General features: G+C 52.1%; 24 protein-coding genes. 9 read left to right on the top strand and 15 right to left on the bottom strand.

Features of this window, described 5'->3' with window-relative positions; translation table 11 throughout:
- Positions 1 to 2: 2 nt before the first annotated feature.
- The 3 genes from glyS to lnt all read right to left on the bottom strand — a co-directional run bounded on the left by glyS (position 3) and on the right by lnt (position 4,645).
- Positions 3 to 2,105 carry a glycine--tRNA ligase subunit beta gene (gene glyS, locus ACIKP9_RS06595; RefSeq protein ID WP_400880834.1) on the bottom strand — a complete coding sequence of 701 codons (2,103 nt, stop codon included), beginning with the start codon at positions 2,103 to 2,105 and terminating at the stop codon, positions 3 to 5.
- Entirely contained in the window at positions 2,102 to 3,040 is a 939-nt protein-coding gene (gene glyQ, locus ACIKP9_RS06590) for a glycine--tRNA ligase subunit alpha (protein ID WP_400880832.1), read from the bottom strand. The genes glyS and glyQ overlap by 4 nt, the downstream gene beginning before the upstream one ends.
- A 111-nt stretch (positions 3,041 to 3,151) precedes the next feature.
- Entirely contained in the window at positions 3,152 to 4,645 is a 1,494-nt protein-coding gene (gene lnt, locus ACIKP9_RS06585) for an apolipoprotein N-acyltransferase (protein ID WP_400880830.1), read from the bottom strand.
- Between the two features lie 126 nt (positions 4,646 to 4,771).
- Here lnt and mscL point away from each other — a divergent pair, with 126 nt between their 5' ends.
- Both mscL and ACIKP9_RS06575 read left to right on the top strand, forming a co-directional pair.
- Positions 4,772 to 5,191, top strand: coding sequence for a large conductance mechanosensitive channel protein MscL (gene mscL, locus ACIKP9_RS06580; protein ID WP_400880828.1), 420 nt, complete (start codon positions 4,772 to 4,774; stop codon positions 5,189 to 5,191).
- A gap of 286 nt (positions 5,192 to 5,477) precedes the next feature.
- Positions 5,478 to 7,193: a methyl-accepting chemotaxis protein gene (locus ACIKP9_RS06575; protein ID WP_400880826.1), complete on the top strand. Its 1,716-nt coding sequence runs from the start codon at positions 5,478 to 5,480 to the stop codon at positions 7,191 to 7,193.
- Positions 7,194 to 7,259: 66 nt separating this feature from the next.
- Here the strand turns inward: ACIKP9_RS06575 and ACIKP9_RS06570 are convergent, their stop codons facing one another.
- The 5 genes from ACIKP9_RS06570 to miaB all read right to left on the bottom strand — a co-directional run bounded on the left by ACIKP9_RS06570 (position 7,260) and on the right by miaB (position 11,375).
- On the bottom strand, positions 7,260 to 7,634 hold the full coding sequence (locus ACIKP9_RS06570) for a hypothetical protein (protein ID WP_400880824.1): 375 nt from the start codon (positions 7,632 to 7,634) through the stop codon (positions 7,260 to 7,262).
- 97 nt (positions 7,635 to 7,731) lie between these two features.
- Positions 7,732 to 8,592, bottom strand: coding sequence for an HlyC/CorC family transporter (locus ACIKP9_RS06565; protein ID WP_230347897.1), 861 nt, complete (start codon positions 8,590 to 8,592; stop codon positions 7,732 to 7,734).
- Positions 8,593 to 8,601: 9 nt separating this feature from the next.
- Complete coding sequence (ybeY, locus tag ACIKP9_RS06560; RefSeq protein WP_400880821.1) at positions 8,602 to 9,054, bottom strand: rRNA maturation RNase YbeY; 453 nt, start codon at positions 9,052 to 9,054, stop codon at positions 8,602 to 8,604.
- A gap of 3 nt (positions 9,055 to 9,057) precedes the next feature.
- Positions 9,058 to 10,038, bottom strand: a complete 981-nt coding sequence (locus ACIKP9_RS06555; RefSeq protein WP_400880820.1) for a PhoH family protein — start codon at positions 10,036 to 10,038, stop codon at positions 9,058 to 9,060.
- A gap of 8 nt (positions 10,039 to 10,046) precedes the next feature.
- Positions 10,047 to 11,375 (bottom strand): tRNA (N6-isopentenyl adenosine(37)-C2)-methylthiotransferase MiaB, encoded by a 1,329-nt coding sequence (gene miaB / locus ACIKP9_RS06550; protein ID WP_400880818.1) that lies wholly within the window; start codon positions 11,373 to 11,375, stop codon positions 10,047 to 10,049.
- A gap of 238 nt (positions 11,376 to 11,613) precedes the next feature.
- On the opposite strand from miaB, the gene cysG reads away from it, so the two are divergent.
- Positions 11,614 to 13,017, top strand: a complete 1,404-nt coding sequence (gene cysG, locus ACIKP9_RS06545; protein ID WP_400881888.1) for a siroheme synthase CysG — start codon at positions 11,614 to 11,616, stop codon at positions 13,015 to 13,017.
- On the opposite strand, the gene ACIKP9_RS06540 is transcribed toward cysG, so the two are convergent.
- On the bottom strand, positions 12,938 to 14,266 hold the full coding sequence (locus ACIKP9_RS06540) for an ATP-binding protein (RefSeq protein WP_400880816.1): 1,329 nt from the start codon (positions 14,264 to 14,266) through the stop codon (positions 12,938 to 12,940). The two genes, cysG and ACIKP9_RS06540, sit on opposite strands and share 80 nt — an antisense overlap.
- Positions 14,267 to 14,314: 48 nt before the next feature.
- The gene (gene ompR, locus ACIKP9_RS06535; protein WP_449815731.1) at positions 14,315 to 15,049 is read right to left on the bottom strand and encodes an osmolarity response regulator transcription factor OmpR; all 735 of its coding nucleotides are present in this window, start codon (positions 15,047 to 15,049) and stop codon (positions 14,315 to 14,317) included.
- Between the two features lie 221 nt (positions 15,050 to 15,270).
- On the opposite strand from ompR, the gene ACIKP9_RS06530 reads away from it, so the two are divergent.
- The 3 genes from ACIKP9_RS06530 to ACIKP9_RS06520 all read left to right on the top strand — a co-directional run bounded on the left by ACIKP9_RS06530 (position 15,271) and on the right by ACIKP9_RS06520 (position 17,701).
- Positions 15,271 to 15,942 (top strand): EF-hand domain-containing protein, encoded by a 672-nt coding sequence (locus ACIKP9_RS06530; protein ID WP_400880813.1) that lies wholly within the window; start codon positions 15,271 to 15,273, stop codon positions 15,940 to 15,942.
- A gap of 226 nt (positions 15,943 to 16,168) precedes the next feature.
- On the top strand, positions 16,169 to 16,381 hold the full coding sequence (locus ACIKP9_RS06525; protein WP_400880811.1) for a glycine zipper 2TM domain-containing protein: 213 nt from the start codon (positions 16,169 to 16,171) through the stop codon (positions 16,379 to 16,381).
- Between the two features lie 192 nt (positions 16,382 to 16,573).
- Entirely contained in the window at positions 16,574 to 17,701 is a 1,128-nt protein-coding gene (locus ACIKP9_RS06520) for a GNAT family N-acetyltransferase (RefSeq protein ID WP_400880809.1), read from the top strand.
- A 25-nt stretch (positions 17,702 to 17,726) separates the two neighbouring features.
- On the opposite strand, the gene ybaL is transcribed toward ACIKP9_RS06520, so the two are convergent.
- Positions 17,727 to 19,394, bottom strand: coding sequence for a YbaL family putative K(+) efflux transporter (gene ybaL / locus ACIKP9_RS06515; RefSeq protein ID WP_400880808.1), 1,668 nt, complete (start codon positions 19,392 to 19,394; stop codon positions 17,727 to 17,729).
- Between the two features lie 276 nt (positions 19,395 to 19,670).
- Between ybaL and ACIKP9_RS06510 the strand changes: the two genes are divergently transcribed.
- Both ACIKP9_RS06510 and ACIKP9_RS06505 read left to right on the top strand, forming a co-directional pair.
- On the top strand, positions 19,671 to 20,147 hold the full coding sequence (locus ACIKP9_RS06510) for an SRPBCC family protein (RefSeq protein ID WP_400880806.1): 477 nt from the start codon (positions 19,671 to 19,673) through the stop codon (positions 20,145 to 20,147).
- A gap of 43 nt (positions 20,148 to 20,190) precedes the next feature.
- A complete protein-coding gene (locus ACIKP9_RS06505) occupies positions 20,191 to 20,358 on the top strand; it encodes a hypothetical protein (protein WP_400880804.1) in 168 nt (55 codons plus the stop codon).
- A gap of 257 nt (positions 20,359 to 20,615) precedes the next feature.
- Here the strand turns inward: ACIKP9_RS06505 and ACIKP9_RS06500 are convergent, their stop codons facing one another.
- The 4 genes from ACIKP9_RS06500 to ACIKP9_RS06485 all read right to left on the bottom strand — a co-directional run bounded on the left by ACIKP9_RS06500 (position 20,616) and on the right by ACIKP9_RS06485 (position 22,787).
- A complete protein-coding gene (locus ACIKP9_RS06500; protein ID WP_400880802.1) occupies positions 20,616 to 20,876 on the bottom strand; it encodes a hypothetical protein in 261 nt (86 codons plus the stop codon).
- A 121-nt stretch (positions 20,877 to 20,997) separates the two neighbouring features.
- Complete coding sequence (locus ACIKP9_RS06495) at positions 20,998 to 21,447, bottom strand: hypothetical protein (RefSeq protein ID WP_400880800.1); 450 nt, start codon at positions 21,445 to 21,447, stop codon at positions 20,998 to 21,000.
- Positions 21,422 to 22,342 (bottom strand): zinc dependent phospholipase C family protein, encoded by a 921-nt coding sequence (locus ACIKP9_RS06490; RefSeq protein WP_400880798.1) that lies wholly within the window; start codon positions 22,340 to 22,342, stop codon positions 21,422 to 21,424. The genes ACIKP9_RS06495 and ACIKP9_RS06490 overlap by 26 nt, the downstream gene beginning before the upstream one ends.
- A gap of 124 nt (positions 22,343 to 22,466) precedes the next feature.
- Complete coding sequence (locus tag ACIKP9_RS06485; protein ID WP_400880796.1) at positions 22,467 to 22,787, bottom strand: hypothetical protein; 321 nt, start codon at positions 22,785 to 22,787, stop codon at positions 22,467 to 22,469.
- A 173-nt stretch (positions 22,788 to 22,960) separates the two neighbouring features.
- Here ACIKP9_RS06485 and ACIKP9_RS06480 point away from each other — a divergent pair, with 173 nt between their 5' ends.
- On the top strand, positions 22,961 to 24,553 hold the full coding sequence (locus tag ACIKP9_RS06480) for a phospholipase D family protein (RefSeq protein ID WP_400880794.1): 1,593 nt from the start codon (positions 22,961 to 22,963) through the stop codon (positions 24,551 to 24,553).
- Positions 24,554 to 24,586 lie beyond the last annotated feature (33 nt).

Below are 24,586 nucleotides of genomic sequence, written 5' to 3'. Positions count from 1 at the left end.
GATTATGCCGCGAGCCTGGACAAATCGGCTACCTGGTTCATGGCTTGATGCAGCGTGGCCAGCAATGCCAGGCGGTTAGCCTTCAAGGCTGGGTCCTCGGCGTTTACCATGACGTGGTCAAAGAAGGCATCCACTGGCGTTTTGAGTGCTGCCAAGGCTTTGAGCGACTCGGTATAGTTACCAGCGGAAAACGCTTGTTGTGCCTGTGGTTGTACTTGCTCCAACGCTTGTGCCAATGCCCGCTCTGCATCTTCCTGCAACAAGGCAGGGTTGATGCTAGGCTCGATGTTTCCTTCTGCCTTCTTGAGGATATTGCCGACGCGTTTGTTGGCGGCGGCCAGGCTGGGCGCTTCGGCAAGTGCAGCAAAAGCTTGCACGGCATTGAGACGCTTGAAAATATCAGCGATCAATTGTGGCTTCAGGGCTAGCACGGCTTCGACTTCCTGTGCGCTATAGCCTGCATCGCGCAGGTTGCCCGCCAGACGGTCATAAATAAATTCATTCAGTGCCTGTAAGGTGGCATCACGATCAAACTGGTGCTGGAACACTGACAAGGCTTGCGCCAGCAGAGTATCTAGACCGAGCGCGATATTGCCATCATTGAGCAGGCGCAGAATGCCAATCGCATGGCGACGTAGCGCAAATGGGTCTTTCTCGCCGGTTGGCTTTTCACCAATGCTGAACATGCCAGCCAGGGTTTCCAGCTTGTCAGCTAGAGCGACGATCAGGCCAACGCGATTGCGTGGCAACTCGTCGCCAGCAAAACGTGGGCGGTAATGATCCTCAATGGCATAAGCAATGTCGTCACTCAGGCCTTCATGCTGGGCGTAGTAACGGCCCATGATGCCTTGTAGTTCGGGGAATTCGCCGACCATATCTGTGACGAGGTCAGCCTTGGCCAGTTGGGCCGCCTGCGAGGCTTGAGCTGCGAGTGCGGCGTCACCAAGTGCAGTAGCGATCAGGTTGGCGATGCCGCTAACGCGGGCGATGCGCTCGCCCTGTGAGCCCAGCTTGTTGTGATAAACCACCTTAGCCAAGCCCGGAATGCGTGACTCCAGCGTTTTCTTGCGATCTTGCTCGAAGAAGAACTTGGCATCGGCTAGGCGTGGGCGCACCACACGCTCATTGCCGCCAATCACCGCGCTTGGGTCTGTCGGGCTGATATTCGAGACGATGAGAAACTGGTTTGTGAGCTTGCCTTGCGCATCCAGCAATGGGAAGTACTTCTGGTTGGCCTTCATGGTGAGGATCAGGCACTCTTGCGGTACAGCGAGGAATTCCTGCTCGAACTCGCCGACCAGCACATTGGGGCGCTCAACCAGGGCGGTGACCTCGTCCAGCAAAGCCTCGTCTTCGATTGGGCGCAGGTTGAGCTTGCTGGCAGCGGCTTCAAGCTGTCGTGTAATCTCGTTACGGCGTTCCTCGAACCCGGCAATCACTGCGCCATCCTGCTGCAATTGCTCAACGTAGCTGTCAGCATTGCGCAGCACGATAGGGTTTTGTGTGGCCTCAAAGCGATGGCCTTGGGTTTGGTTGCCAGCAGTCAGGCCCAGGGTATGGAGCTGGACAATCTCGCTGCCATGCAATGCGACCAAGCCATGTGCCGGGCGTACAAAGTTGACGTTGCTCCAGCCATCTTGCAGTTGGTAAGTCATCACCTTGGGAATAGGCAGTTTGGCAATGGCCTCATCGAGAGCCTTCTGTAATCCTTCTGCCAGGGTGGCTCCGGCAACGGTCAGGTCAAGAAACAACACTTCCGCCTTGCCATCGTGCTCGCGCTTGAGCTGGCTGACTACGCTGGCATCGGCACCGAGTGCAGTGAGTTTCTTCAAGAGTGCCGGGCTGGCATTGCCCGCTGCATCGAGGCCCACGCTCACTGGCATGAGTTTTTGTGCAACGGCTTTGTCATCGGCTTTGGCGGCAACATCGGTGATATGCACTGCCAAACGGCGCGGTGATGCATAAGCGGTAATGGCTGAGCTGGGGGCAGTCAGGCCTTGGGCCTGCAAACTATCGAACAGGCTTTGGGAAAATGCTTGTCCCAGTTTGTTTAGGGCCTTGGGAGGCAGTTCTTCAACGAATAATTCTACGAGTAGGTTGCTCATGCTGCTGCTTTCTTTGCCAGTTCTGCCAATACTTCATCTGCCCATTCCTTGGGCGCCATCGGGAAGCCCAGGCGGGCACGGCTGTCGAGATAACTCGCAGCAACGGCGCGTGCCAGGTTACGGATGCGACCGATATAAGCAGCGCGCTCGGTGACGGAAATCGCACCCCGAGCGTCCAGCAAGTTGAAGGTATGGGCAGCCTTGAGCACTTGCTCGTAGGCAGGTAATGCCAGCTTGTGCTCCATGAGTTCCTGCGCCTTCTTTTCGTGAGCATTGAAGGCGGTGAACAGGAAATCGGCATCGCTGTGCTCGAAATTGTAGGTGGATTGCTCTACCTCGTTCTGGTGGAAAACATCACCGTACTTGAGATCAGTCGCGCCATTAATGCCCTTGGAGTAAATCAGGTCGTAGACGTTTTCCACGCCTTGAAGGTACATGGCCAGGCGCTCCAGGCCATAGGTAATTTCCCCTGTGATGGGGCGGCAGTTGATGCCTCCTACTTGCTGGAAATAGGTGAACTGCGTGACTTCCATGCCATTGAGCCAGACTTCCCAGCCTAGGCCCCAAGCACCCAGCGTCGGGTTTTCCCAATCGTCCTCAACGAAGCGGATGTCGTTTTTCTTCAGATCGAAGCCCAGCGCTTCCAGCGAGCCCAGGTAAAGCTCCAGGATGTTGTCTGGTGCTGGCTTGAGCACCACCTGGAACTGGTAATAGTGTTGCAGGCGGTTGGGGTTCTCACCATAGCGGCCATCCTTAGGGCGGCGGCTGGGCTGCACATAGGCGGCTTTCCATGGCTCCGGGCCAAGTGCGCGCAAGAAGGTGGCGGTGTGTGAAGTACCAGCCCCTACTTCCATGTCATAGGGTTGCAGCAGCGCGCAGCCCTGTTTGTCCCAGTATTGCTGCAGGGTCAGGATGATCTGTTGAAAAGTCAGCATGTTGTATTAACTATTTGTCTGAATTGGGTTTGTTGGCGCGCTGGGCGGTGGCGGCGACCAATGGTTCATCGCGTAGGCAAAGCGTGCAAAAGGGCTTGATTTTACTTCTTTTTAGGGCGCGGCAAAAGGCCGTGCGCGATAGCGCCATAAAAGACCCAGTGTCGTGAATAAGAGTAGCAGTATTGGCCAGTTACCCCAGCGTACATAAGGCGTCGTACCCTGATAACTCTGCGCTTCACCTTCCAATATCATAGTGGTGAAGTGAGGGGCATGGGCTGCCAGTGTGCCATCGGGCCGGATAATAGCGGTGGCGCCAGTGTTGGTGGCGCGTAGCATCATGCGTGCGGTTTCCATGGCGCGTGCCTGGGCAATCTGCAAATGCTGGTAGGCAGCGAACGAATCGCCATACCAGGCATCATTGCTGGTATTCACCAATAGGCCTGCCTCGGGCAATTGCAGGATGATTTCCTCGCCAAATACGTCTTCGTAACAAATATTGATCGCAACAGATTGCCCGGCAATCTGCATCGGACGCTGCTGGAAACCACCGCGCGACATATCGGTGAGCGGGATGTCCAGCCAGTTTTCATAGACCCAGCCAAACACCTTTTTCAGCGGGATGAATTCACCAAAAGGCACTAGGTGTGTTTTGCGGTAGGCTTGTTCCGGCGCAGTGCCCAGGCTCAGCATGCTGTTGTAGTAGTGGTCGTTTTCATGCTCTACCGTGCCGATCAGGATGTCGCCACCGTGTTGCCGCGCATGGTCAGTTAATTGTTGCAGGTAGTCAGCTGGCAACTGGCTGGAAATCAGCGGAAATGCGGTTTCGGGCAGGATAATGAGTTTTGCCTGGGTTTGCAGGGTCATGTCCAGGTAGCGTTGCAGGGTTTCGCGTAGCGTCTGGTTTTCCCATTTCAGGTCTTGCGTGATGTTGCCTTGCAGCAAGGCAACGGAAACCGGCGCTCCTGTAGGCGTGCTCCATTGCGGCAGCTTCAATAGCCCACCGGCGAGCCATAGCATGATCAACAAGGAGGCGGTGCGGACAACCATGGCACGCTGTTGCCAATGTAAGGCAATAGCGGCAAGCAGGCTGGCGCTGATAACGGTGGCCAGTGATACGCCATGGATGCCCAGCACAGGGGCAAAGCCAGCCAAGGGGCTACCAGGAATCTGCGAATAGCCTGATAGCAACCAGGGGAAGCCGGTGAATATCCAGCCACGCACCCACTCACTTAACACCCATAATACCGGGATGCTGAGCCATAGCTTGCCTAGTTTGCGGGCTGCCCAGCCAGTAGCCGCTGGAAACAGTGCGAGGAACAGGCTGAGCATGACGGTAGCAAATACCGCCATGGCTGCGGGCATGCCGCCAAAATCATGCAGGCTGATATATATCCAGTAGATACCGACACCAAATAAGCCCAGCCCGAACGCCAAGCCTAGCCACCAAGCCTGTGCCGGTGTTGAAGATCGGTGCCATAGGTAAACTAGAGCGGCTATCCCGACAATCGTGGCTGGGTAAGCATAAAAAGGCGCAAAGCCAATGACGCTGAATGCACCTGCAAGCAGGGCAAGGAAATGAGCTAAGCCTAAGCGCGGAAGTTTCAAGTAAGCCTCGGGGGTAGTAAACTGGACGGGAGTTTGCTGTTTATCGCATTATAGCGGCTCGTATTGATATTCAGGCATGCGGCATGCATGCGCTACTCAAACTGACTGTTTTTGATGGGAGATAATATGTTTAAAGAATTCAAAGCGTTTGCGATGCGCGGCAATGTGGTCGACATGGCTGTGGGTATCATCATCGGCGCGGCTTTTGGCTCTATCGTGAAATCCCTGGTGGATGATGTGATCATGCCGCCGATTGGCTTGTTGCTCGGTAACGTGGATTTCAGCAACTTGTTTATTGTGCTCAAGGATGGCGCTGAAATTGCGCCTCCCTATGCCTCGGTCGCAGCAGCTCATGCTGCGGGTGCCGTGACGCTGAATTATGGCTTGTTCATTAATGCCGTCGTTAGTTTCCTTATTGTGGCGTTTGCTGTGTTCCTGCTGATCCGTGCGATCAATAAGCTCAAGACAGCTGAAGAGCCTGCACCAGCAGCTACACCGGAAGATATCCTGCTGTTGCGTGATATTCGTGATGCATTGAAAAAATAATCTTCATTCTGTACGTGATCTAAGGCGATGTTTTCATCGCCTTTTTTATTGCCCGTGACGGGCGGATGCCTGCTTTATTGGAGTAGAGAGATTAAAGATTACGACTTTTTCGTCGTTCCCAATTGGGAGACTGCATGAGCCTTGTGATGGGGTGAATAAATAACTTAGGGCTTCTCAGTTTGCTACATGAAGGCGAAATGGTATTGATGCAAGGAGTACCGGTAGCCTTGGTAAATGCTGTGTTGACAATGTGCACCAGCGATATGAAAAGAATGGGAGTCATAGCATGAAATTTTCGGATTGGAAGGTTGGAACAAGATTAGGCGCGGGGTTCGCGGTCATTTTGTTCTTGCTGATAAGCATCGTTGGTATGGGAGTAATGCAACTATCCGTCGTGGGCAAGGCGGCGAAGCAGGTGACTGCGGACGAATTGCCAAAAGAGCGACTGGCACAAGAGTGGCTCTCGAATGTGAAACAGAATGGCATCCGCATTTATGCTGCATTGATGATGCAGGACGATGTCATGGTAGCCATGTATAAAAAGCAGATTGCAGAGACGGTCGATATCAATAATGAACTGAGCCACAAGCTGGAGTCTTCCATTTCCAACCCGGAAGCTAAGCTCAAGTTTGCTGATGTGCAGGAAAAATTCAAGGCATTCTCCAGCCATAGAGATGAGCTGATGAAATTGCGCGACCAACGGGCAATTGATGCTGCCACCATGGAGCAAAGGATCAGGACAGAGCTTCTGCCTGCGCGTGAGGTTTATTTTGCCGCTATGGAGGATTTTGTTGCGTTTGAACGCGGTGTTATCGATACTGCCGGCGATCAGATACAGGATGTGAAAAACTCCAGCAGTTTATGGTTTCTGGTGCTGGGGGCGATTGCCTTGGGCTTAGGTATATTCAGCGCCTTGCGTCTTTCCCAGGGCATTACCCGCCCGATTGCGGATGCAGTAAAGTTGGCAGAAACGGTGGCGTCAGGCGATCTTACGGCAACTGTCAAGGCGAGTTCCAAGGATGAAATTGGCCAGTTATTACAAGCACTGGGCAAGATGAATGATAACTTGGCCAAGATTGTGGCCGATGTCCGGCATGGAACAGAGTCCATTGCAACCAGTGCAGGTGAAATTGCCAATGGCAACCTGGATTTGTCATCCCGCACCGAGGAACAAGCCAGCTCGCTGGAGGAAACGGCTTCTGCCATGGAAGAGTTGACCTCTACCGTGAAGCAGAATGCCGATAATGCAAGGCAGGCCAACCAACTCGCTGCCAGTGCTTCCAGTGTGGCAGTGCAAGGCGGGCAGGTGGTTGACCAAGTGATTAGCACAATGGGCACCATCACCGAGTCTTCCAAACGCATTTCAGACATCATCGGCGTGATTGATGGCATTGCCTTCCAGACCAATATCTTGGCATTAAATGCTGCAGTAGAAGCGGCGCGTGCAGGGGAGCAGGGACGTGGATTCGCGGTAGTAGCAAGTGAGGTACGGAATTTGGCGCAACGTTCCGCCAATGCGGCCAAGGAAATTAAAGGCTTGATAACAGATTCGGTCGAAAGTGTGGAGGCTGGTAGCAAGCTGGTGGCCCAGGCTGGAGCGACGATCACCGAAGTGGTGGAAAGCGTGCGCCGAGTCACAGATATCGTTAGTGAAATCAGCGCTGCAAGTGCGGAGCAAAGTACCGGTATTGAGCAGATCAACCAAGCTGTGGTGCAAATGGATGAGGTGACGCAGCAGAATGCTGCGCTGGTGGAAGAGGCTGCGGCTGCTTCACAGGCAATGCAGGATCAATCGAACAAGCTAGAGCAGTTGGTGAGTGTGTTCAAAGTTAGCGGTGGGCAAGCTAGAACCGTGACTGAGCAGGCGCCGAAACCGCGTCCAAGGCCTGTGGCTATGCAAAAGCCCAAGCCTAAACTGGCTGCCTCTAGTATTAAAGCAGTGGGCAATGCTGGGGCTGGTGCAGCGGCTGTGGTCGCAGGGGATGAGTGGACCGAATTCTAGAGAGAGTTGGCCCGATAAAGCAAAAGCCGGATTGATTCCGGCTTTTTTATTGAATGGCCACGCGATCTAAAGATCAGGGGTGAAGTGGCTGGGTGCGGCGGGGTCCTTGCCGTCATGGTTCATGAAAACCACCATTACCACATTGTCACCGACGAAATCGAGCTCGGTGGTCTGGTAATAGCTGCCTTCTAAGTCGGTATTGATGTAATGGTATTGCCAGACCGAGGCCATCAGTTCATCAGTACCTGGCCGATGATAATCCTTCTTGCTAGCAGGCTCGCCAAACTGGGCAATGATGGAGGTTTTGTCGAACTGATGGATGTTCTCGATAAACTCAGTTTCAGTAGTTGGGATAGGCGTACTTGACTGAGGCTGATGTTCCTCTGCCAACACCGGGGAAGAAAATAGCGGTAACAACAGGGTAAGCCACACGATGCGCATCACGTTACTCCCTATCGAAGGTATCAGTCTATTTGGATAAGCGTTTTGATCTAAAGTTCCTGATTCAACAAGGTGTTATAGCTGAATTTGTAACTTTCTATATCTCATTTTCCGTGTGTGTGGGCGGAGTGATTTCAATGAGTAGAGAGTACACGCGTCGGCTATCTGCGCGTAGTACTGTGACGTTGAGATCATCGAAGCTCACTTCTTCACCGCGCTTGGGCATGTGCTGGAATTTGCTGACGACCAAGCCACCAATCGTAGAAAACTCCTCATCGCTGAGTGATGTGCCAAGAATCTCATTGAAGTCAGCAATTTCGGTCAGTGCCTTGACGCGATAGCGGCCATGAGCATCCTGAATAATGTTGTCTTCGTTTTCGTCTTCATCGAATTCGTCTTCGATGTCACCAACAATCTGCTCCAGCACATCCTCAATTGTCACCATGCCTGCGACACCGCCGTATTCATCAACAACGATGGCGATATGGTTGCGGTTGCTGCGGAATTCCTTCAGGAGCACATTCAGGCGCTTGGATTCTGGGATGAACACGGCGGGGCGCAATATCTCGCGTACGTCAAAATCCTTGCCGCTGTAAAAGCGCAAGAGGTCCTTGGCGAGCAGGATGCCGATGACGTCATCCTTGTTTTCATCAATGACTGGAAAGCGCGAGTGTGCAGCCTCAATGACAAAAGGGATAAATTTCTCAGGCGGGTCAGTGATGTCGATGACATCCATTTGCGAGCGCGGGATCATGATGTCGCGCACCTGCATCTCGGAAACCTGTAATACCCCCTCGATCATGGAAAGGGCATCGGCATCAAGCAGGCTGTTTTCGTAGGCGGTGTGGAGTTGTTCGATGAGTTGCTCGCGGTCTTCTGGTTCGCGTAGCAGGAAGTTGGTCAGGCGTTCCAGCCAGTGGGGTTTATCGTTGGAACTACGTTTGTCGGGTTCTGCCATGATGATGGGTTAAGGCTTCTGTTTTTCTGATAAATAAGGGTCGGCATAGCCAAGCTGCACCATGATGAAGGATTCTATAGACTCCATCAGTTCCGCCTGCGCCTCTTCTTCGTGGTCGTAGCCGTGCATGTGCAGTATGCCATGCACGGTGAGATGTGCATAATGCGCTTCCAGGCTGATGCCTTGTTCTTGCGCTTCCTTCTCTACTACTGGCGCGCAAAGAATAATATCGCCGATCAGCCAGGGATCTTCTGTCAGCGGAAAGGTCAGTACATTGGTCGCGTAGTCCTTGCCGCGATAATCGCGGTTGAGCGCACGGCCTTCTTCTTCGTCAACGATGCGCAAGGTCGCTTCGGTATCTACGCGCAAGGTGGTCCGCGCCCATTTGCGGAATTGTTTCTCGCTGGGGACGCCGTTGTTGCTTTCGGTGGCGTATTGCACGCTCATGGCAAGCTTGGGCATGGCTTATTCCCTGCCTGCTTCAGGCTTGCTGGCGCTGGGTTGTGCATGGCGCTCGCTGTCGAAGCGCTCGTAGGCATTGATGATCTTTTGTACCAAGGGGTGGCGCACGACGTCTTCGGAAAGGAATTGCGAGAAGGCAATGCCGCGTACATCCTTGAGCACTTTTTGCGCTTCAACCAGGCCGCTTTTTTGGCCGCGTGCGAGGTCGATCTGGGTGACATCGCCGGTGATGACCGCTTTTGTTCCAAAACCAATACGGGTGAGGAACATCTTCATCTGTTCTGGCGTCGTGTTCTGCGCTTCATCCAGGATGATGAAACTCTGGTTCAGGGTGCGACCACGCATATAAGCCAGCGGGGCAACCTCAATCGCGCCACGCTCGAACATTTTGTTGACTGAGTCGTAGCCTGCTAAGTCATAGAGCGCATCGTAAAGTGGGCGCAGGTAAGGGTCGACTTTCTGCGATAGGTCGCCGGGCAAAAAGCCGAGTCGCTCGCCAGCTTCCACAGCAGGGCGCACGAGGACGATGCGCTTGACGCGGTCCCGCGTCATGGCGTCAATCGCGCTGGCGACGGCGAGATAAGTTTTGCCGGTGCCAGCAGGCCCGATGCCGAAAGTAATGTCAAAATCCTGAATTTGCTGCAGGTAACTGACCTGGCGCGGTGTGCGGCCATGCAAATCCTGGCGGCGCGTCATCAGTGTCGGCATCGGGGTGGTAACCTGGTCGGCAGGTAGGCGATCAAGCTCCACCAAGCCCAATTGGATTTCTTCCAGGCTGATGGGTTTGCCTGCCCGTTCGTAATAGTTTTCCACCAATTGGGCAGCCAGCCGAGTGTTGCCCAGCGCACCAGAGAAACGGAAATGTGCGCCACGTCGCGAGATGCCGACATCCAGTGCATCTTCTATCTGTTTGAGGTTTTCATCCAGTGCACCGCACAGGTTGGCCAGGCGCAAGTTGTCTTCAGGATGTAAGGTAAGCTCCACAGGCAATCCTATATCAGCTCGCCGCGCAAGGTATGCGAGGCTGCCTCGGTAATTCGTACATTGACGAATTGGTTGATCAGTGTTGCATCGCCGGGAAAATTGACGATGCGGTTATTGTCGGTACGCCCTGCAAGCTCGCTATTGCTTTTGGCAGAGAAGCCTTCGATCAGCACGCGTTGCACGCTGCCAACCATGGCTTGGCTGATGGCTTTGCCCTGTTCCTCATTGAGCGCTTGTAAGCGTAGCAAGCGCTCTTGCTTCTCTTCGGCACTGCATTCATCAGGCAGGTAAGAGGCGGGTGTGCCTGGGCGGGGGCTATAGGTAAAACTGAAGCTGAAATCAAAGCCCACGTCACGCATTAATTTCATTGTGGCGGCAAAATCTTGCTCGGTTTCACCAGGGAAGCCGATGATGAAATCAGAGGTGATGCAAATATCTGGTCGTGCCGCACGCAGCTTGCGAATGACGGATTTATATTGCAAGGCCGTGTAATTGCGCTTCATGTTCATGAGCACGCGATCTGATCCAGCTTGTACGGGCAAATGCAGATGCGAGACCAGCTTGGGGATACGGCCATAGCAATCTATCAAGGCTGGCGTCATCTCGTTCGGGTGTGAGGTGGTATAGCGGATGCGCTCGATTTCTGGGATTTCTGCCAGGTATTCGATCAGCAAGGCCAGGTCGGCGGTTTCGCCTTCAGCAGTCTGGCTGCGATAGCCATTGACGTTTTGCCCTAGCAGCGTGATTTCCTTGACACCTTGCTCGGCTAATTGGATAGCCTCGGTGAGAATGTCGTCAAACGGGCGTGAAACCTCGTCGCCACGGGTGTATGGCACGACGCAGAAAGTACAGTACTTGCTGCAACCTTCCATAATCGAAAGAAATGCAGCGGCTCCTTCTACGCGAGGAGGCGGCAAATGATCGAATTTTTCTACCTCGGGGAAGCTGATATCCACCTGTGAAATACCAGTCTTACGCTTGGATTGAATCATGTCCGGCAGGCGGTGCAGGGTTTGCGGGCCGAAGACGACATCCACATAGGGTGCGCGGGCAACGATGCTTTCGCCTTCCTGGCTGGCCACGCAGCCGCCTACGCCAATCACCAGGTTGGGGTTCTTTTCCTTCAGTGGGCCGAAGCGCCCCAGGTGGCTGAACACTTTTTCCTGCGCCTTTTCGCGTACCGAGCAGGTGTTGAGCAGGATAACGTCGGCTTCTTCTGGGTTTTCCGTAGTTTGCATGCCTTCGGCTGCATGCAGCATATCCAGCATGCGTGACGAGTCGTACTCGTTCATCTGGCAACCAAAGGTTTTGATAAAGACTTTTTTAGGCGGATTCATACAGCGGGTCAAACTGCACTCAAAGCGAGGGAGGGGCGAAAGGTAGGCGATGCAGGCTGCAAAATAGCGTAAGAAAAACAGTAGGGTAAGGCTTTATTTTAGCGTAGCTGCCGCGGAAAGCCAATCGTAGCGTCGTTTCATCACCAATTTATCTGACCGTTGTCGTTGCCATGCGCGCTTGCTCTGTGTCGTCACGCCTAATCTCGTATTACATTGAAAATGGAATAAAATGGCGCGCATGGAAACATTGCCTATCTTTATGAAAGTACAAAGCCGCCCTTGCCTAGTTGTTGGGGGAGGCGAAGTCGCCAGCCGTAAAGTCAACCTGCTGGAAAAGGCAGGGGCGAGTATCACGGTGGTTGCGCCTGATCTGCATCCCGAGTTGCAACAATTGCTAGTGGATGGGCGCATTCGCCATCTGCAGGCTGTGTTTGATCCTGCTCAGTTGGATGGCGTCATGATCGTGATTGCTGCGACTGATGATACCGAGGTCAATCGTGCGGTCTCTCACGCAGCACAGGCACGTAATATTCCGGTGAATGTGGTGGATGCGCCAGAATTATGTACTTTTATCGTACCTTCGATCGTGGATCGCTCCCCCTTGCTGGTGGCGGTCTCCAGCGGTGGAGCTGCACCCGTATTGGCGCGCATGCTGCGCACGCGAATTGAGACCATGATCCCTGCCACTTATGGCCGCTTAGCTGCGTTTGCTGCTGAATTTCGCGATGCCGTGAAGCGTCGTTTTTCTACTAGCCAGCAGCGGCGTATTTTTTGGGAAGATGTATTTCAGGGGGCGGTTGGTGAGTTGGTGTTGTCAGGGCAGGAGCCTGCAGCGCGTCATGCCATGCAGCAAGCGCTGGCTGGTGATGAAGAGCTGCATCATGGTGAGGTGTATCTCGTCGGTGGCGGGCCGGGGGATCCCGATCTGCTGACTTTTCGGGCTTTGCGCCTGATGCAGCAGGCGGATGTCTGTGTGTATGACAAGCTGGTGAGTCGGGAAGTGATGGAGCTGGTGCGGCGTGATGCGGAGTTGATCTATGTTGGTAAATCGCGTGACCAGCATACTTTGCCTCAAGAAGATATCAACCAGCTATTGGTGCGTCTTGCCAAGGAGGGTAAGCGCGTACTGCGGTTGAAAGGTGGCGACCCTTTCATTTTTGGCCGGGGTGGCGAAGAAATCGAAACCCTGATGGAGCATGGTATTGCATTCCAGGTTGTGCCTGGTATTACGGCTGCCAATGGCGTATCGAGTTATGCCGGAATTCCGCTGACGCATCGGGATTATGCCCAGTCATGCCTGTTCACTACCGGACATCTCAAGGATGGCTCCGTTGATCTGGACTGGACGGCCTTGGTGCGCCCCAAGCAAACCGTGGTGATTTACATGGGCTTGGTGGGGTTGTCAGAGATTTGCCGCCAGCTGGTGCAGCATGGTGCACCTCATAGCCTGCCTATCGCGATCATTCAGCAAGGCACCACCCAGCGGCAACGTGTGGTAGAGGGTACATTGGAGACATTGCCAGGATTGGTGGAGCAAGCAGGGCTAAGAGCACCCTGCCTGATTATTGTCGGCGAGGTTGTGCGTTTACGCGAAAAGCTTGCTTGGTTTGCGCCGTCACTTGAGGCTGAATCGGCAAAGTAAGCCGTGCTTCCAGCCCACCCTGTGGGCGGTTGAGTAGGGTGAGCTGACCCTTATGCAACTTGGCGATACGATCGGAAATCGCCAACCCCAGTCCACTGCCACTCTTGTTGCCGCGAGCCGTATCCAGGCGCTCGAAAGGGCGCAGTAACCTTTCCATCTGTGAAGCTGGAATGCCGGGGCCGTTATCCAGCACGCTGAGAATGATGTTGCCTGCCGTGATGCGCGTCATGACCGTTACATCGCCGCCGCCATAGGCAAAGGCATTGTCGATCAGGTTGGTGAGCAGGCGCTGCATGGCTAGAGGCCGCAAGGGGATGAGGTGGGTAGGTGCCAAGGAGACCGTCAGCTTGCGACCAGCACGGATATGGCGATCTGCAATCGAAGTGAGTAAGGAGTTGAGGTCCATCATTTGCGTGGGCTCACCCTCAATCCCACGGACAAAATCTAGGAACTGGTGAATGATGCTGTCCATGTCGCCAATATCCTGGATCATGCCGACTTTCAAGCTGGCACAATATTCATCTGGCAACATTTCCACGGAAAGCCGCAAGCGCGCAAGCGGTGTACGCAGATCATGCGAAATGCCCGCTAGTAGCAGTGTGCGTTCGTTATCTAATCGCACCAAGGCCTCGGTCATTTCATTGAAGGTGCGGCTCACCTCGCGTAGCTCATGCGCGCCTTCCTCAGGCAAGGGCAGCGGGTACTCGCCACTACTAAGTCGCCCTGCCGCTTTAACGAGCAGGCGCAAGGGGTGGTGAATATTGGAGGCGATCAGGTAGGCACCCAGGAGTGACAGCATAATTACTAGCGCCCCCCAGCCTAGCCACTGCCAGGGAAAGGGGCGATCTACCTGAATACGCGGAATGACAACCCAGTAATCATCCTGCCCGAGACTAAAGCTTACCCACAAGCCAGGGATGCCAAAATGGTTGAGGACGACCAGGGTGTCCTTGCCCAGACGTTCGCGGATTTTCTCCGCGATCATGCGGATGAGATGGTCATTGGGTAGCGGCTCGATTTCTTCCAGCATGTCCGCTGCGTAAATGCGTACGCCTTCGCGACCAGAAAGCTCGGAAAGCAAGGCTAGGCGGCGGTTTTCATGCGCAGCAAGCAGCGAGGCACGTGTGTAGTTGACGACCGTGATCGCCTGTAGCGCCGCTGCCATTGCACGCGGCTCACTCTCAAAGTAGTCAAACAGCTTTAGTGCTGCAAACTGCCCCGCTGCAAGCAGCAGGGCTATCAGCAGCATGACGCGTGCCAGAAGTGTACGTGGTAACAGGTTCACGAGAGAGTGACACTAGCTTTTCTGGGTTTCGCCATCGGGTACGAACACATAGCCAAATCCCCACATGGTTTGTAGATAACGAGGGTGTGAAGGATCAGGTTCAATCAGACGGCGCAGGCGGGAGACTTGTACGTCGATGCTACGGTCAAATACATCCAGCTCTCGACCACGCGCCAGCTGCATAAGACGGTCGCGTGACAAGGGTTGGCGTGGGTGATCTACAAATACCTTGAGCAGGGCGAACTCACCGCTGGTGATGGTGACAGGGTCGCCATTTTTGGTCAGGGTGCGTGTCGATGGGTCAAAGATGAAATCGCCAAAACTGATGTGGTCTGCTTCTGCTACCGGCGTGCCAGGAGGCAAGCGGCTGTGGCGACGCAGCACCGCATTGATACGGGCCAGTAGCTCACGTGGATTGAATGGCTTGGGCAAGTAATCGTCCGCCCCCATTTCCAAGCCGATGATGCGGTCTATCTCGTCGCCACGGGCAGTCAGCATGACTACGGGAATGGTGCTGCCATTGGCACGCAGGCGGCGGCAAATGGCAAGACCATCTTCACCGGGCAACATGAGATCGAGTACCAGCAAGTCTACGTGCTCGTGGGCAAGCGCTTGATCCATTTCGGCAGCGTCAGACACTGCTTTGACGGAAAAGCCTTGTTCGCCTAAATAACGTTGCAACAACTCGCGCATACGCAAGTCGTCGTCCACCATTAATATTTTTTTCGGAGGTGTTTGCATAGTCATATTTTCTGCGGAAATGGGGGTCGATGAAAAGTATTATTTGCAAGGTTCCATACAATCATGCCGATTCTTGCCTTTCGCTTATATTAAGCGTGCCTGTGAAGGAGAAGTCTGGCGCTGCTGATGTTACAAATTTTTACAATCACAAGTCGATGTGAAACACTCAGTTTACATCAATGCGGGATGATGTCGCCTCATTCAGCTCTCACCTAGGGTGAGTTTGAGTGGTTTCTGAGCTGTTGCGTCCGAATGTAGTACGCAAGGAAACAGGTAAGCTTAAAACAGAGGCGAGCGAATCATATGATCTTGCAAGTGTACGGTTTAGCTTTATGTTGATGCTGACAGATCTAGTTTGGCATCATAAGTTGGCATTAACGGCAGTTTTGCTGGGAGTGGCCAGTGTCGCCCATGCGGCAAATCTCCGCTATGCGAATGATGATCTGGCAAGTGACACACAGGATGTGCCGACAGCGAATATTCATCAGACCCTAGATGCAAAAATTTCTGGTGAGGATCGTCAGCGTTTGAGGCGCGATCTTTACGAGTACTCCCGTAATGTTGATGCTGCACACGCTCAGATAGAAGAGCGTAGGCGTGCCATGCGCCAGCGTATCATGGAACGATTTCAAGAAGCCGATAAAGACGGTAATGGTGTTATTTCCCGTGAAGAAGCGGTAGAGATGATCCCTCAGGTGGCGCGTCATTTCATGCAGTTCGACTTGAATGGTGATGGCGTGATTACAATGAACGAGCTTGAGGTTATGCAGGCTCGTATTGCAGAGCGCCAGCACAAGGCGCTCGATAAGAAAGAAAAAGAGTTGCAGGATGTAGTGGAGCCAGCGCCGCTACATGATGTAAAGGAGATGAGTGCCGCAGTTCCTAAGCGAGCACTATGACCGAATTCCAATAATAATCTTCCTTGTGAACCACTTAAGCACTGCCTTGCCGGGACAGTGCTTTTCTTTTGTCTGTCATTAGCGACGATTTTGCCTTTATTTTGCTGTGTAATAGCAATGTTGATTTTTTAACCAATTGATTTTAATTGATTATTGAATGGTGGCCTATTTTTTGCAAATTGGAGCATGAACAGGCAGAGGCCTGGAATTTGCAAGGAGCAAAAAAATGAATAAAACGATTGCAGGTGTATTGCTGGTATTGATGCTGAGCGGTTGTTCTGGTTTGTCTACGCGTCAAAAGAATGCTGCGACCGGTGCCGCGATTGGTGGTGTTGCCGGTGCGGTGCTGACAGGCGGAAGTTCCTTGGGCACGGTCGGTGGTGCTGCCATTGGTGGCGTGATTGGTCACGGGGTGGATTCTGTCGGTAAGCGCAAGTAGTGGCTGAGCATTGAGGTGTCGTGATTGTGCGACACTTCAATGTGTGTGGCATGTTATTGTTCTGAATCAGCTTGGCCCCGCGAAATAACTTGCCCCTGCGAAATAAATGAATGAGTGTTATACATGCGTTGGGGGCATGATGATTGGCACTATAATGCAGCTTCTATGATGCATAGGTCGTAGGTGTGCTGGATGAAGATAGAGGCTGAATTTGTCGATGGCGTGAGTGGTCTTGATTGCGCACAATGGGATGCATTGACCGATGGTTCACCCTTGCTTAGCCATGCTTTTCTCAGTGCATTGGAGCAAAGTGGCTCGGTGGGTGAGGGTAGCGGCTGGCAACCCATGCCCTTGGTAATCAAAAGTGACGACAACTTGCTTGGGGCCGTGCCTTTATATCTCAAGCAGCATTCTTACGGGGAGTATGTGTTTGACTGGTCGTGGGCTGAAGCCTATGCCCATCATGGTCTTGAATACTATCCCAAGCTGGTTGCTGCTGTACCTTTCACGCCGATTACAGGCAGCCGCTTGCTTTCCCATGATTCTCTCCTGCAAAAGCGTATGGCGGAAATGTTGTGTGAAACAACGCAACATCTACAGTTATCCTCTACCCATGTGCTATTCCCCGATGTGAAAAGCGCGCAAGCTTTATCAGGCCCACATTGGCTAAGGCGTCAGGGTGTACAGTTTCGTTGGGAAAACCAAGGCTTTTCTAGCTTTGATGCATTTCTCACGACCTTGTCGCATGATAAACGCAAGAAGATTCGTCAGGAGCGCAAGAAAGTAATGGGTGCTGGCGTGACTTGTCGGCGCTTGCGCGGACATGAAATCGGCGAGCGTGAGTGGGATTTTTTCTATAAATGCTATATCAATACCTATCTTGAGCATCATTCCAGCCCTTACCTGACGCAAGCATTTTTTCATGTGATAGGGCAGCGTCTGCCTGGCAATGTCATGATGGTGTTGGCCGAACGTGATGGGCGCTACATAGCGGCTGCACTCAACCTTTATGATGCCGATTGCTTGTATGGGCGTTATTGGGGGGCATTGGCTTATGTGCCTAACTTGCACTTTGAGCTGTGTTATTACCAGGCGCAAGAGTTCTGCATTGAGCAAGGTATCCGTTTCTTTGAAGGTGGCGCACAAGGCGAGCATAAACTGGCACGGGGTTTCACCGCGCGGGAAACTTGCTCATTTCACCATCTGACTCATCATGATTTCGAGGCCGCTGTCAGTCGTTTCCTTGCACGCGAAGGGGCCGATATGCACCATTACCAGCAAGAGCTGGATGAGCGAGCGCCCTATAAAAAGACTGATTAAATGAACAGTGCGCTACGTGGCATGCCTACCATTCCACGCCAGCACGTACCCAGTTAGCCATGCCCTTGGCAATCTCTCTTTCACCCATGATGGTGTAGGAAGCACCATGTTTTTCCAGATGCTCAATCTGAGCATCGGAGTGCGCACGCGCGACCACCTCGATTTGAGGGTTGATTTTACGGGCGTGCTCAATAATTTGCCCCGCTTCCAAGGCATCAGGGATGGCAACCAGCAACCAACGTGCAGACTTGAGATTGGCTGCTTCCATCATGCCGGGTGCGACGGCATTGCCACATAAGGCAGGCGTCCCTTGTTCGCGTAGCATCTGTACAACTTCAGGTTGGTCTTCCAGCACAATGAAGGGCTGATCCTGCTGACGCAGCGATGCGCCTACCAACTTTCCCACACGTCCATAGCCTACCAAGACGGCATGCGCATGAAGGTAGGGGTAAGAGATGATGCGAGTACCGCTTTCACCCTTGAGAGGTTTCTTGTCTTCGCGATTAAGTAGCCATGGTTTCAGGCGATCCAGCCACGCAAATAGGAGTGGATTGATGAGGATAGACAAGATGGCACCGCTAAGGATGAGGTCGCGCCCGGTATCTGAGAGCAAGCCCAGAGATGCTCCCAGGGAAGCAAGAATGAAAGAAAACTCGCCAATCTGCGCCAAGCTGGCAGAGATCGTCAGGGCGGTACCTAATGGGTGACCGAACGCGAGCACAATGGCATAAGCTGCCAAAGATTTGCCGAAGACGATGATAAATAGTGTCGCCAGAATCAGCCAGGGCTCGCGGATCAAGATTGAAGGGTCGAACAGCATACCCACAGAAACGAAGAACAGCACGGCAAAAGCATCACGTAAAGGCAAGGACTCTTCTGCGGCACGATGGCTGAGCTCGGATTCACTCAAAATCATGCCGGCGAAGAAAGCGCCCAGCGCAAAGGAAACGCCAAAAATATAGGTAGCGCCCAGTGCAAAGCCAAGAGCAATGGCAAGAACGGCTAGCCTAAATAACTCACGTGAGCCAGTGGCTGCGGTGCGGGCCAGCAACCAGGGGATTACTCGGCGCCCGACCAGTAGCATGACCGCCACAAACGCAATGACCTTGCCTATTGTCAAGGCCATGGTGTTGAAGAGCTCTCCACCATCCAGGCTAGCCCCATTGCCGCCCAGCATACCGCTCAAGGCGGGAACCAGCACCAGAGTGAGCACCATGGCAATATCCTCGACAATCAGCCAGCCAATGGCGATTTGTCCACGCTTGGTTTCGAGGATGCGTCTTTCTTGCAGGGCAGTGAGCAAGACCACGGTGCTGGCTGTGGAAAGGGCCAGGCCAAAAATCAGCCCTTCTCCTAATGGCCAGCCGATGGCTAACGCTAGCGATAGGCCAAGCAATGTTGCGATGGCGATCTGCACGATGGCGCCGGGGATGGCAATTGATTTGACGGAGAGCAGGTCGCGTAATGAAAAGTGCAAGCCGACGCCAAACATCAGCAAGATGACGCCAATTTCAGACAGTTCATGGGCGAGATTGGCATCGGCAACAAAGCCTGGCGTATAGGGACCAACCACGACACCGGCAAGCAAGTAGCCGACGAGAGGAGGCATTTTCAGGCGATGGGCGATCATGCCAAACATAAAGGCAAGTACCAGTCCTCCGACGATGGTGGCAATGAGTGGCGTGTGCTCCATGGCGGGGGAAACCTTTCAAACTTGGCAGGAAATCAAATTGCTGGCCACACACCAAGTAATTGCGTCAATGGTCTATGGATACTCCGAAATTAACTCAAGATTATGTCAGTGCGCAACTTTTTATATGAAACTAGTTGAAGCCCGGGAGCTATATGATTTCTGCCGTGCCTAAAGACATCGTTGGTTTTTCTGACATTTTTTTAGGAACAGGCCAACTCTTGTGTCTGGATTGAAAACTTTACACTGCTAGCTAAGTAATACGTTTGGAGCGCTGATATGCCCACGATTGCAACAAGCATAGACATCAAGGTTCCAGTGAAGATTGCTTATAACCAGTGGATCCAGTTTGAAACCTTTCCCTATTTCATGCAGAGCGTGATTAACGTCAAGCAATTAGATGACAGGCATGTATGGTGGCTTGCCCAGGCAGATGGGCATGCGGTGGAGTGGGAAGCGGAAATTGTTGAGCAGGTGCTAGATGATTATATTGCTTGGCGTAGTGTCTCTGGCGTACATAATGCAGGTGTCGTGTCTTTCCAGCAGGTGGATCCTCACTCAACCCGTGTGCGTCTGGAAATTGAGTATGAGTGTGAGGAGTTCGTTGAAGTTGCCAGCGATATTACTGACAGGTTGGAGCGTAAAATTGTTGAGGATCTGGAGCGTTATCGCCATCTCTTGGAATCTCGCAAACTGTCGGGAGGCAGTTGGCACCGACAGTTTGCCAATCGTATTGGATTGTCATCACGATATTAGGTAGGGGTGTGCTATGGGATTGTTCATGGTGAGTGTGCGTTCCATGAGTCAAGGTCAAGCTGGAGGACCGCCTGTATGGCGCAATCAAGTGAATGCTTCCAACATTGAGGAAGCCTATCGCATAGGCAAGAGCCAATTTGAGTTGGAGTGTCCTGATCTAGCCAATGAGGCTGTGACTATACAAGCCGTATCAGAATATGTGGAAAAATAATATTCCATCGACATGGAAAGCCTAATTACCAAACTGAAAACACCTTCTCCTCATCATGAGGTGGAATTGGTGTTGAATGGTTTCGTTATCACACCACGGGACTCAAGTCAGAGAGCTCTTGATGACTTTCAGCTTATCGTCGAGGAGGCGCTACATTATGCTGGAGACGATTATCAAGTGGTGGCTGTTCCTATGACTGATGCAGTTGGTAAATATGCCAGGGTTTACTTTAATCAGCTAGCCGGGACTTGAGCCACTTACTGCTGGCAGAGGCTAAGCCACTTTTCTATGTATTGGTTGAGATAGTCGTGGTCTCCATCCACGATATTGCCAATCACACCTTGTTCAACCAACCTCTCGCGCTGTTCTTGAATGCAATTTGATAGCGCAACCTTGTCGGGGTGCGACTCTACTACCGCCTTCATGAGGATGCGGTATTCCAGGCTTTCCAACGTGCGTTGATTCAACTGCAGCGCCATCGCTTCCACCTGTGCTTGCAATTTTGGAATTCGTTCCATGATGCATTCTTTCCAAATATATTCCCCGAGATAATCAACGATCAGTACTTAATGCCGCGCTGGCGGTATGCTCCGCCTGCATCTATTGTTACAAAATGAATGCTCCCTGCCAACCGCGTGCCTAGTGAGGTGAGGGTGGTGATAGACATACCTCAGTGATTTGCAGGGTAAATTCACAAGGCGCCGAGGGGGACATCCATAAATGCTTGTCTGCCGCAGCGCTGCATCCAGCATCCTCAATTAGTCCCCGGTGGCCATCCTTGGTACAGACCAGTACCAGGGCATGTCTGTTTTCCACCTTCACTCGTAATAGGCGATGCTGAAACGAGCTGAGTAATGTGCTGTCATGCGCTGTGGCCTGTTGCAGGATTTCTGCTTCGCTTAAGGTGTGGACATCAGGTTCATATCTCACGGTGGCTTCTACAGCACTGCTAAGCTTGGTCAGGCGGGAGGCCTCCATGAGCATGGCTTCCTCATGCGAGGTACGAATTGTGCTGCATCCGCTAGTCAGCATCAGAATGCTGACCAGAAAATATAAAGTGGACTTATGCCCAAAAGCCGAATTGGCCATGCTCGTTCTTTCCGGTATCAAGGTTCCAGTTGCGTACCACAGTTTTATAAGTATCATCTTGATTGATAACGGCATTGGCAACCACTGTCCATATTTGCAGCGTATTGTGCAAAGCATGGTTGAACAGGACGTCATAATCCATCCGTTCGCCAGGAGTCTGTAATTGTTTGATGTATTGCTGGTCAACCTCATTGGGATAGGTTAAGCCTGCACGTACTCCAAGATGGCGTGCAAAAGGCATGAGGCGGTTACCTTCCTCCGCAATTTTATTCACCATGCGATTGAAGCGTTGGTGCCACTTGTGAATTGCAGGTAGATTATCCGCGTAGGCTTGCGGATAGGTTCGTTGCAGCATCCCTGACCATAAGGCATGAATATCTTTATCCAGCATTTTGGTTCCGGGCTCGCGACAAGCCCAGATGCCCGACGATAAGTGTTCGGATAAGCCGATGCCTCCCAGGTTTAGGCGTTGAAAGATATAGGCGTCCTGATGCATTTCACATTGCCGATGATGGCGCTTATTGGCAGCATAAGGCCCGACTTTCAGCTCTACCACTGGGTGGATCGTGACATCCATGATCACATGCGACACATAGCCTAATAACCAGGCCATTCCCTTTTCCCTTTGCATGCCTTGCCATTGCCTGAGGATATGAATACCGGCATGAATGATTTCGCCAGTGCGTAGGTAGTGCATGTTATCTGCCCAGGCTAGCGAAGATGCATCGCGAATGGCGAGGTAAGGATAATCTGGGCTAACTGCGCCAAGCTCGGCGAACTTGAAATGTCGCAATAGCCAAGGAATGGCCTGGCGCGGGAACCCAGGAGCAGTTTCTAGCCTAGGTGTTTCCCGCAAGTGGTTGATGAGAGTGAGGTGGGCAAATGCACCGGGCATGATGGTTATCTCTTGTTATTAGCCTGGATTGCTTGTTCCAGGTGAATGGCTTACCCCGCCATTCTTGAGAGTCCCCGATATATTGAATGAAAGTTTTTTATTTTTTATGGGTTAGTGCTTGGAATTAAGGGTTCTGCCGATATTTCAGCACAAATTCATTTTCCATAAACTCGCAAGCCTCGGCGACATATTTGAGCTCAGTGGGCGATAGTGCCGAGTTGGCGTGACGTTTCCAGCAATCCTCGATCGCTGCGCGATCATTTCTCTGCTCCAAGCTATCAGGTGCCGCAGGCGTACCAAATATATAGTAAAGCAGTACTGCACCGACAAAGACAAAAATAAATAACCAAAGCCAGATGCGCGAACCTTTTTGTTGGGATGGGTTGGTCACCATATGCTTCTCCTTGTTCATCAATAGTAGATTGCTGTTGTTGGTATTATGCATGGATTATAACCTGGCTGGATTGTTCCATTTTTCCCGATAAGGCGAGTATTTCGCGTAGCAAACAATTCACAGAACCTGCGATATTTTGATGTGTCACAGCACACAGCATTACTCTCTTGATGATTCTTGAAAGATAAGCTGAACATGAAAAAGACAGCAGCATGAGGGGCTTCTTGAATAAACCCGGCATACGCAGTTTGTTACCAGGAGGCATCACTTGGTATCAGCGCATCATCATGCTAGTGCTTATCATGCCCTTGCTAGCCTGTGGCCTGCCACATGTGCGTGATAGCGAAAAGCCACCCTCTGTCGCGCTAAAACCAGAAGAAGTCGTGGGCACCAAGCTGGGCCAGACCATGCAGCCACTTAAGGCTGCACATCCTGGGCAATCGGGCATCATGCCTCTGCTGGATGCCTATAGTGCTTTCGCTGCCCGTATGTTGTTGACTCATTCCGCGCAAAAAACCTTGGATGTGCAGTATTACATCTGGCGCAATGACAATACCGGCATCTTGTTTCTGGAAGCTTTGCGCAAAGCCGCCGAACGAGGCGTGAGAGTACGTTTGCTGCTGGACGATAATGGAATTGATGGACGGGCACTGGACGCCAGGCTCGCAGCACTTAACCAGCATCCTAATATGGAAATTCGCTTGTTTAACCCGTTTCCGTTTCGTACATTCAAGAAGCTAGGGTTTCTCTTTGATTTTTCGCGGCTTAATCGCCGTATGCACAATAAGTCCTTTATTGCCGACAACATGGTGACCATTATTGGTGGCCGTAATGTAGGGGATGAGTATTTTGGCGCAACTGATGGCGTGCTATTTGCAGACCTTGATGTAATGGCGATTGGTGCGGTAGTGGACGATACTTCGCGGGATTTTGATCGTTATTGGGCAAGCGCTTCGGCTTATCCTTTGAGTGTATTGATTCATGAGCCAAATGACGATGAGTTGCAAAGATTAAGTGACGCAGCAGAACAGGCAGAAAAAACTGTGACAGGGCAAGGCTATCTGAAAGCGCTAAAAGACAGTCAATTTATTCACGATTTTATTGATGGGCAACATGCATTTGACTGGGCCGAGGTTGAGTTGCTGAGTGACAGCCCAGAGAAGGTCACAGGTGAAGTCGCAGATCGAGACCTGATGGTGTTTGATTTGGCACGAATTCTCCGTAATCCGCGAGAAAGTGTAGACCTTGTCTCGCCTTATTTTGTGCCAACCCAGACAGGCGTTAATGGGTTCTCCCGCCTAGCTGGACGAGGAATCAAGATACGAATTTTGACCAATGCACTTGAATCTACCGATGTGGCAGCAGTGCATGCAGGTTATGCCAAGTGGCGTAAACCATTGTTGCAAGCTGGTATCCAGCTATATGAAATGCGTCGTCAAGCAGGCACTAGACATATGAAGGATTATTTGGGGCCATTTGGTAGCTCAGGCTCCAGCTTGCATGCCAAAACCTTCACGATTGATCGCTCCCATGTTTTTATCGGATCATTCAATTTTGATCCACGCTCTGCAAGGCTTAACACCGAGCTAGGGTTTATTATTGAAAGCCCTAGCTTGGCTGAGCAAGTGGAAAATGCATTCAAGTCAGGTATACCCGAAAATGCTTATGAAGTGCGCTTGAATGAAAATAATCGGTTGTACTGGGTTTCATATCAGGATGGCGTGGAGCAACGATATGATGTTGATCCTGGCACTAGCTGGCTACAACGACTTTTTGTCCGGGTATTATCTGTGATGCCTATCGACTGGTTGTTGTAAACAAGGCAATAAAAAAGGCGGAAACCAATCCGC

Origin of the sequence: Methylobacillus methanolivorans (genome assembly GCF_044751345.1) — a bacterium.
Taxonomy (GTDB): domain Bacteria; phylum Pseudomonadota; class Gammaproteobacteria; order Burkholderiales; family Methylophilaceae; genus Methylobacillus; species Methylobacillus methanolivorans.
This window is presented reverse-complemented; position numbering and strand designations above follow the sequence as displayed.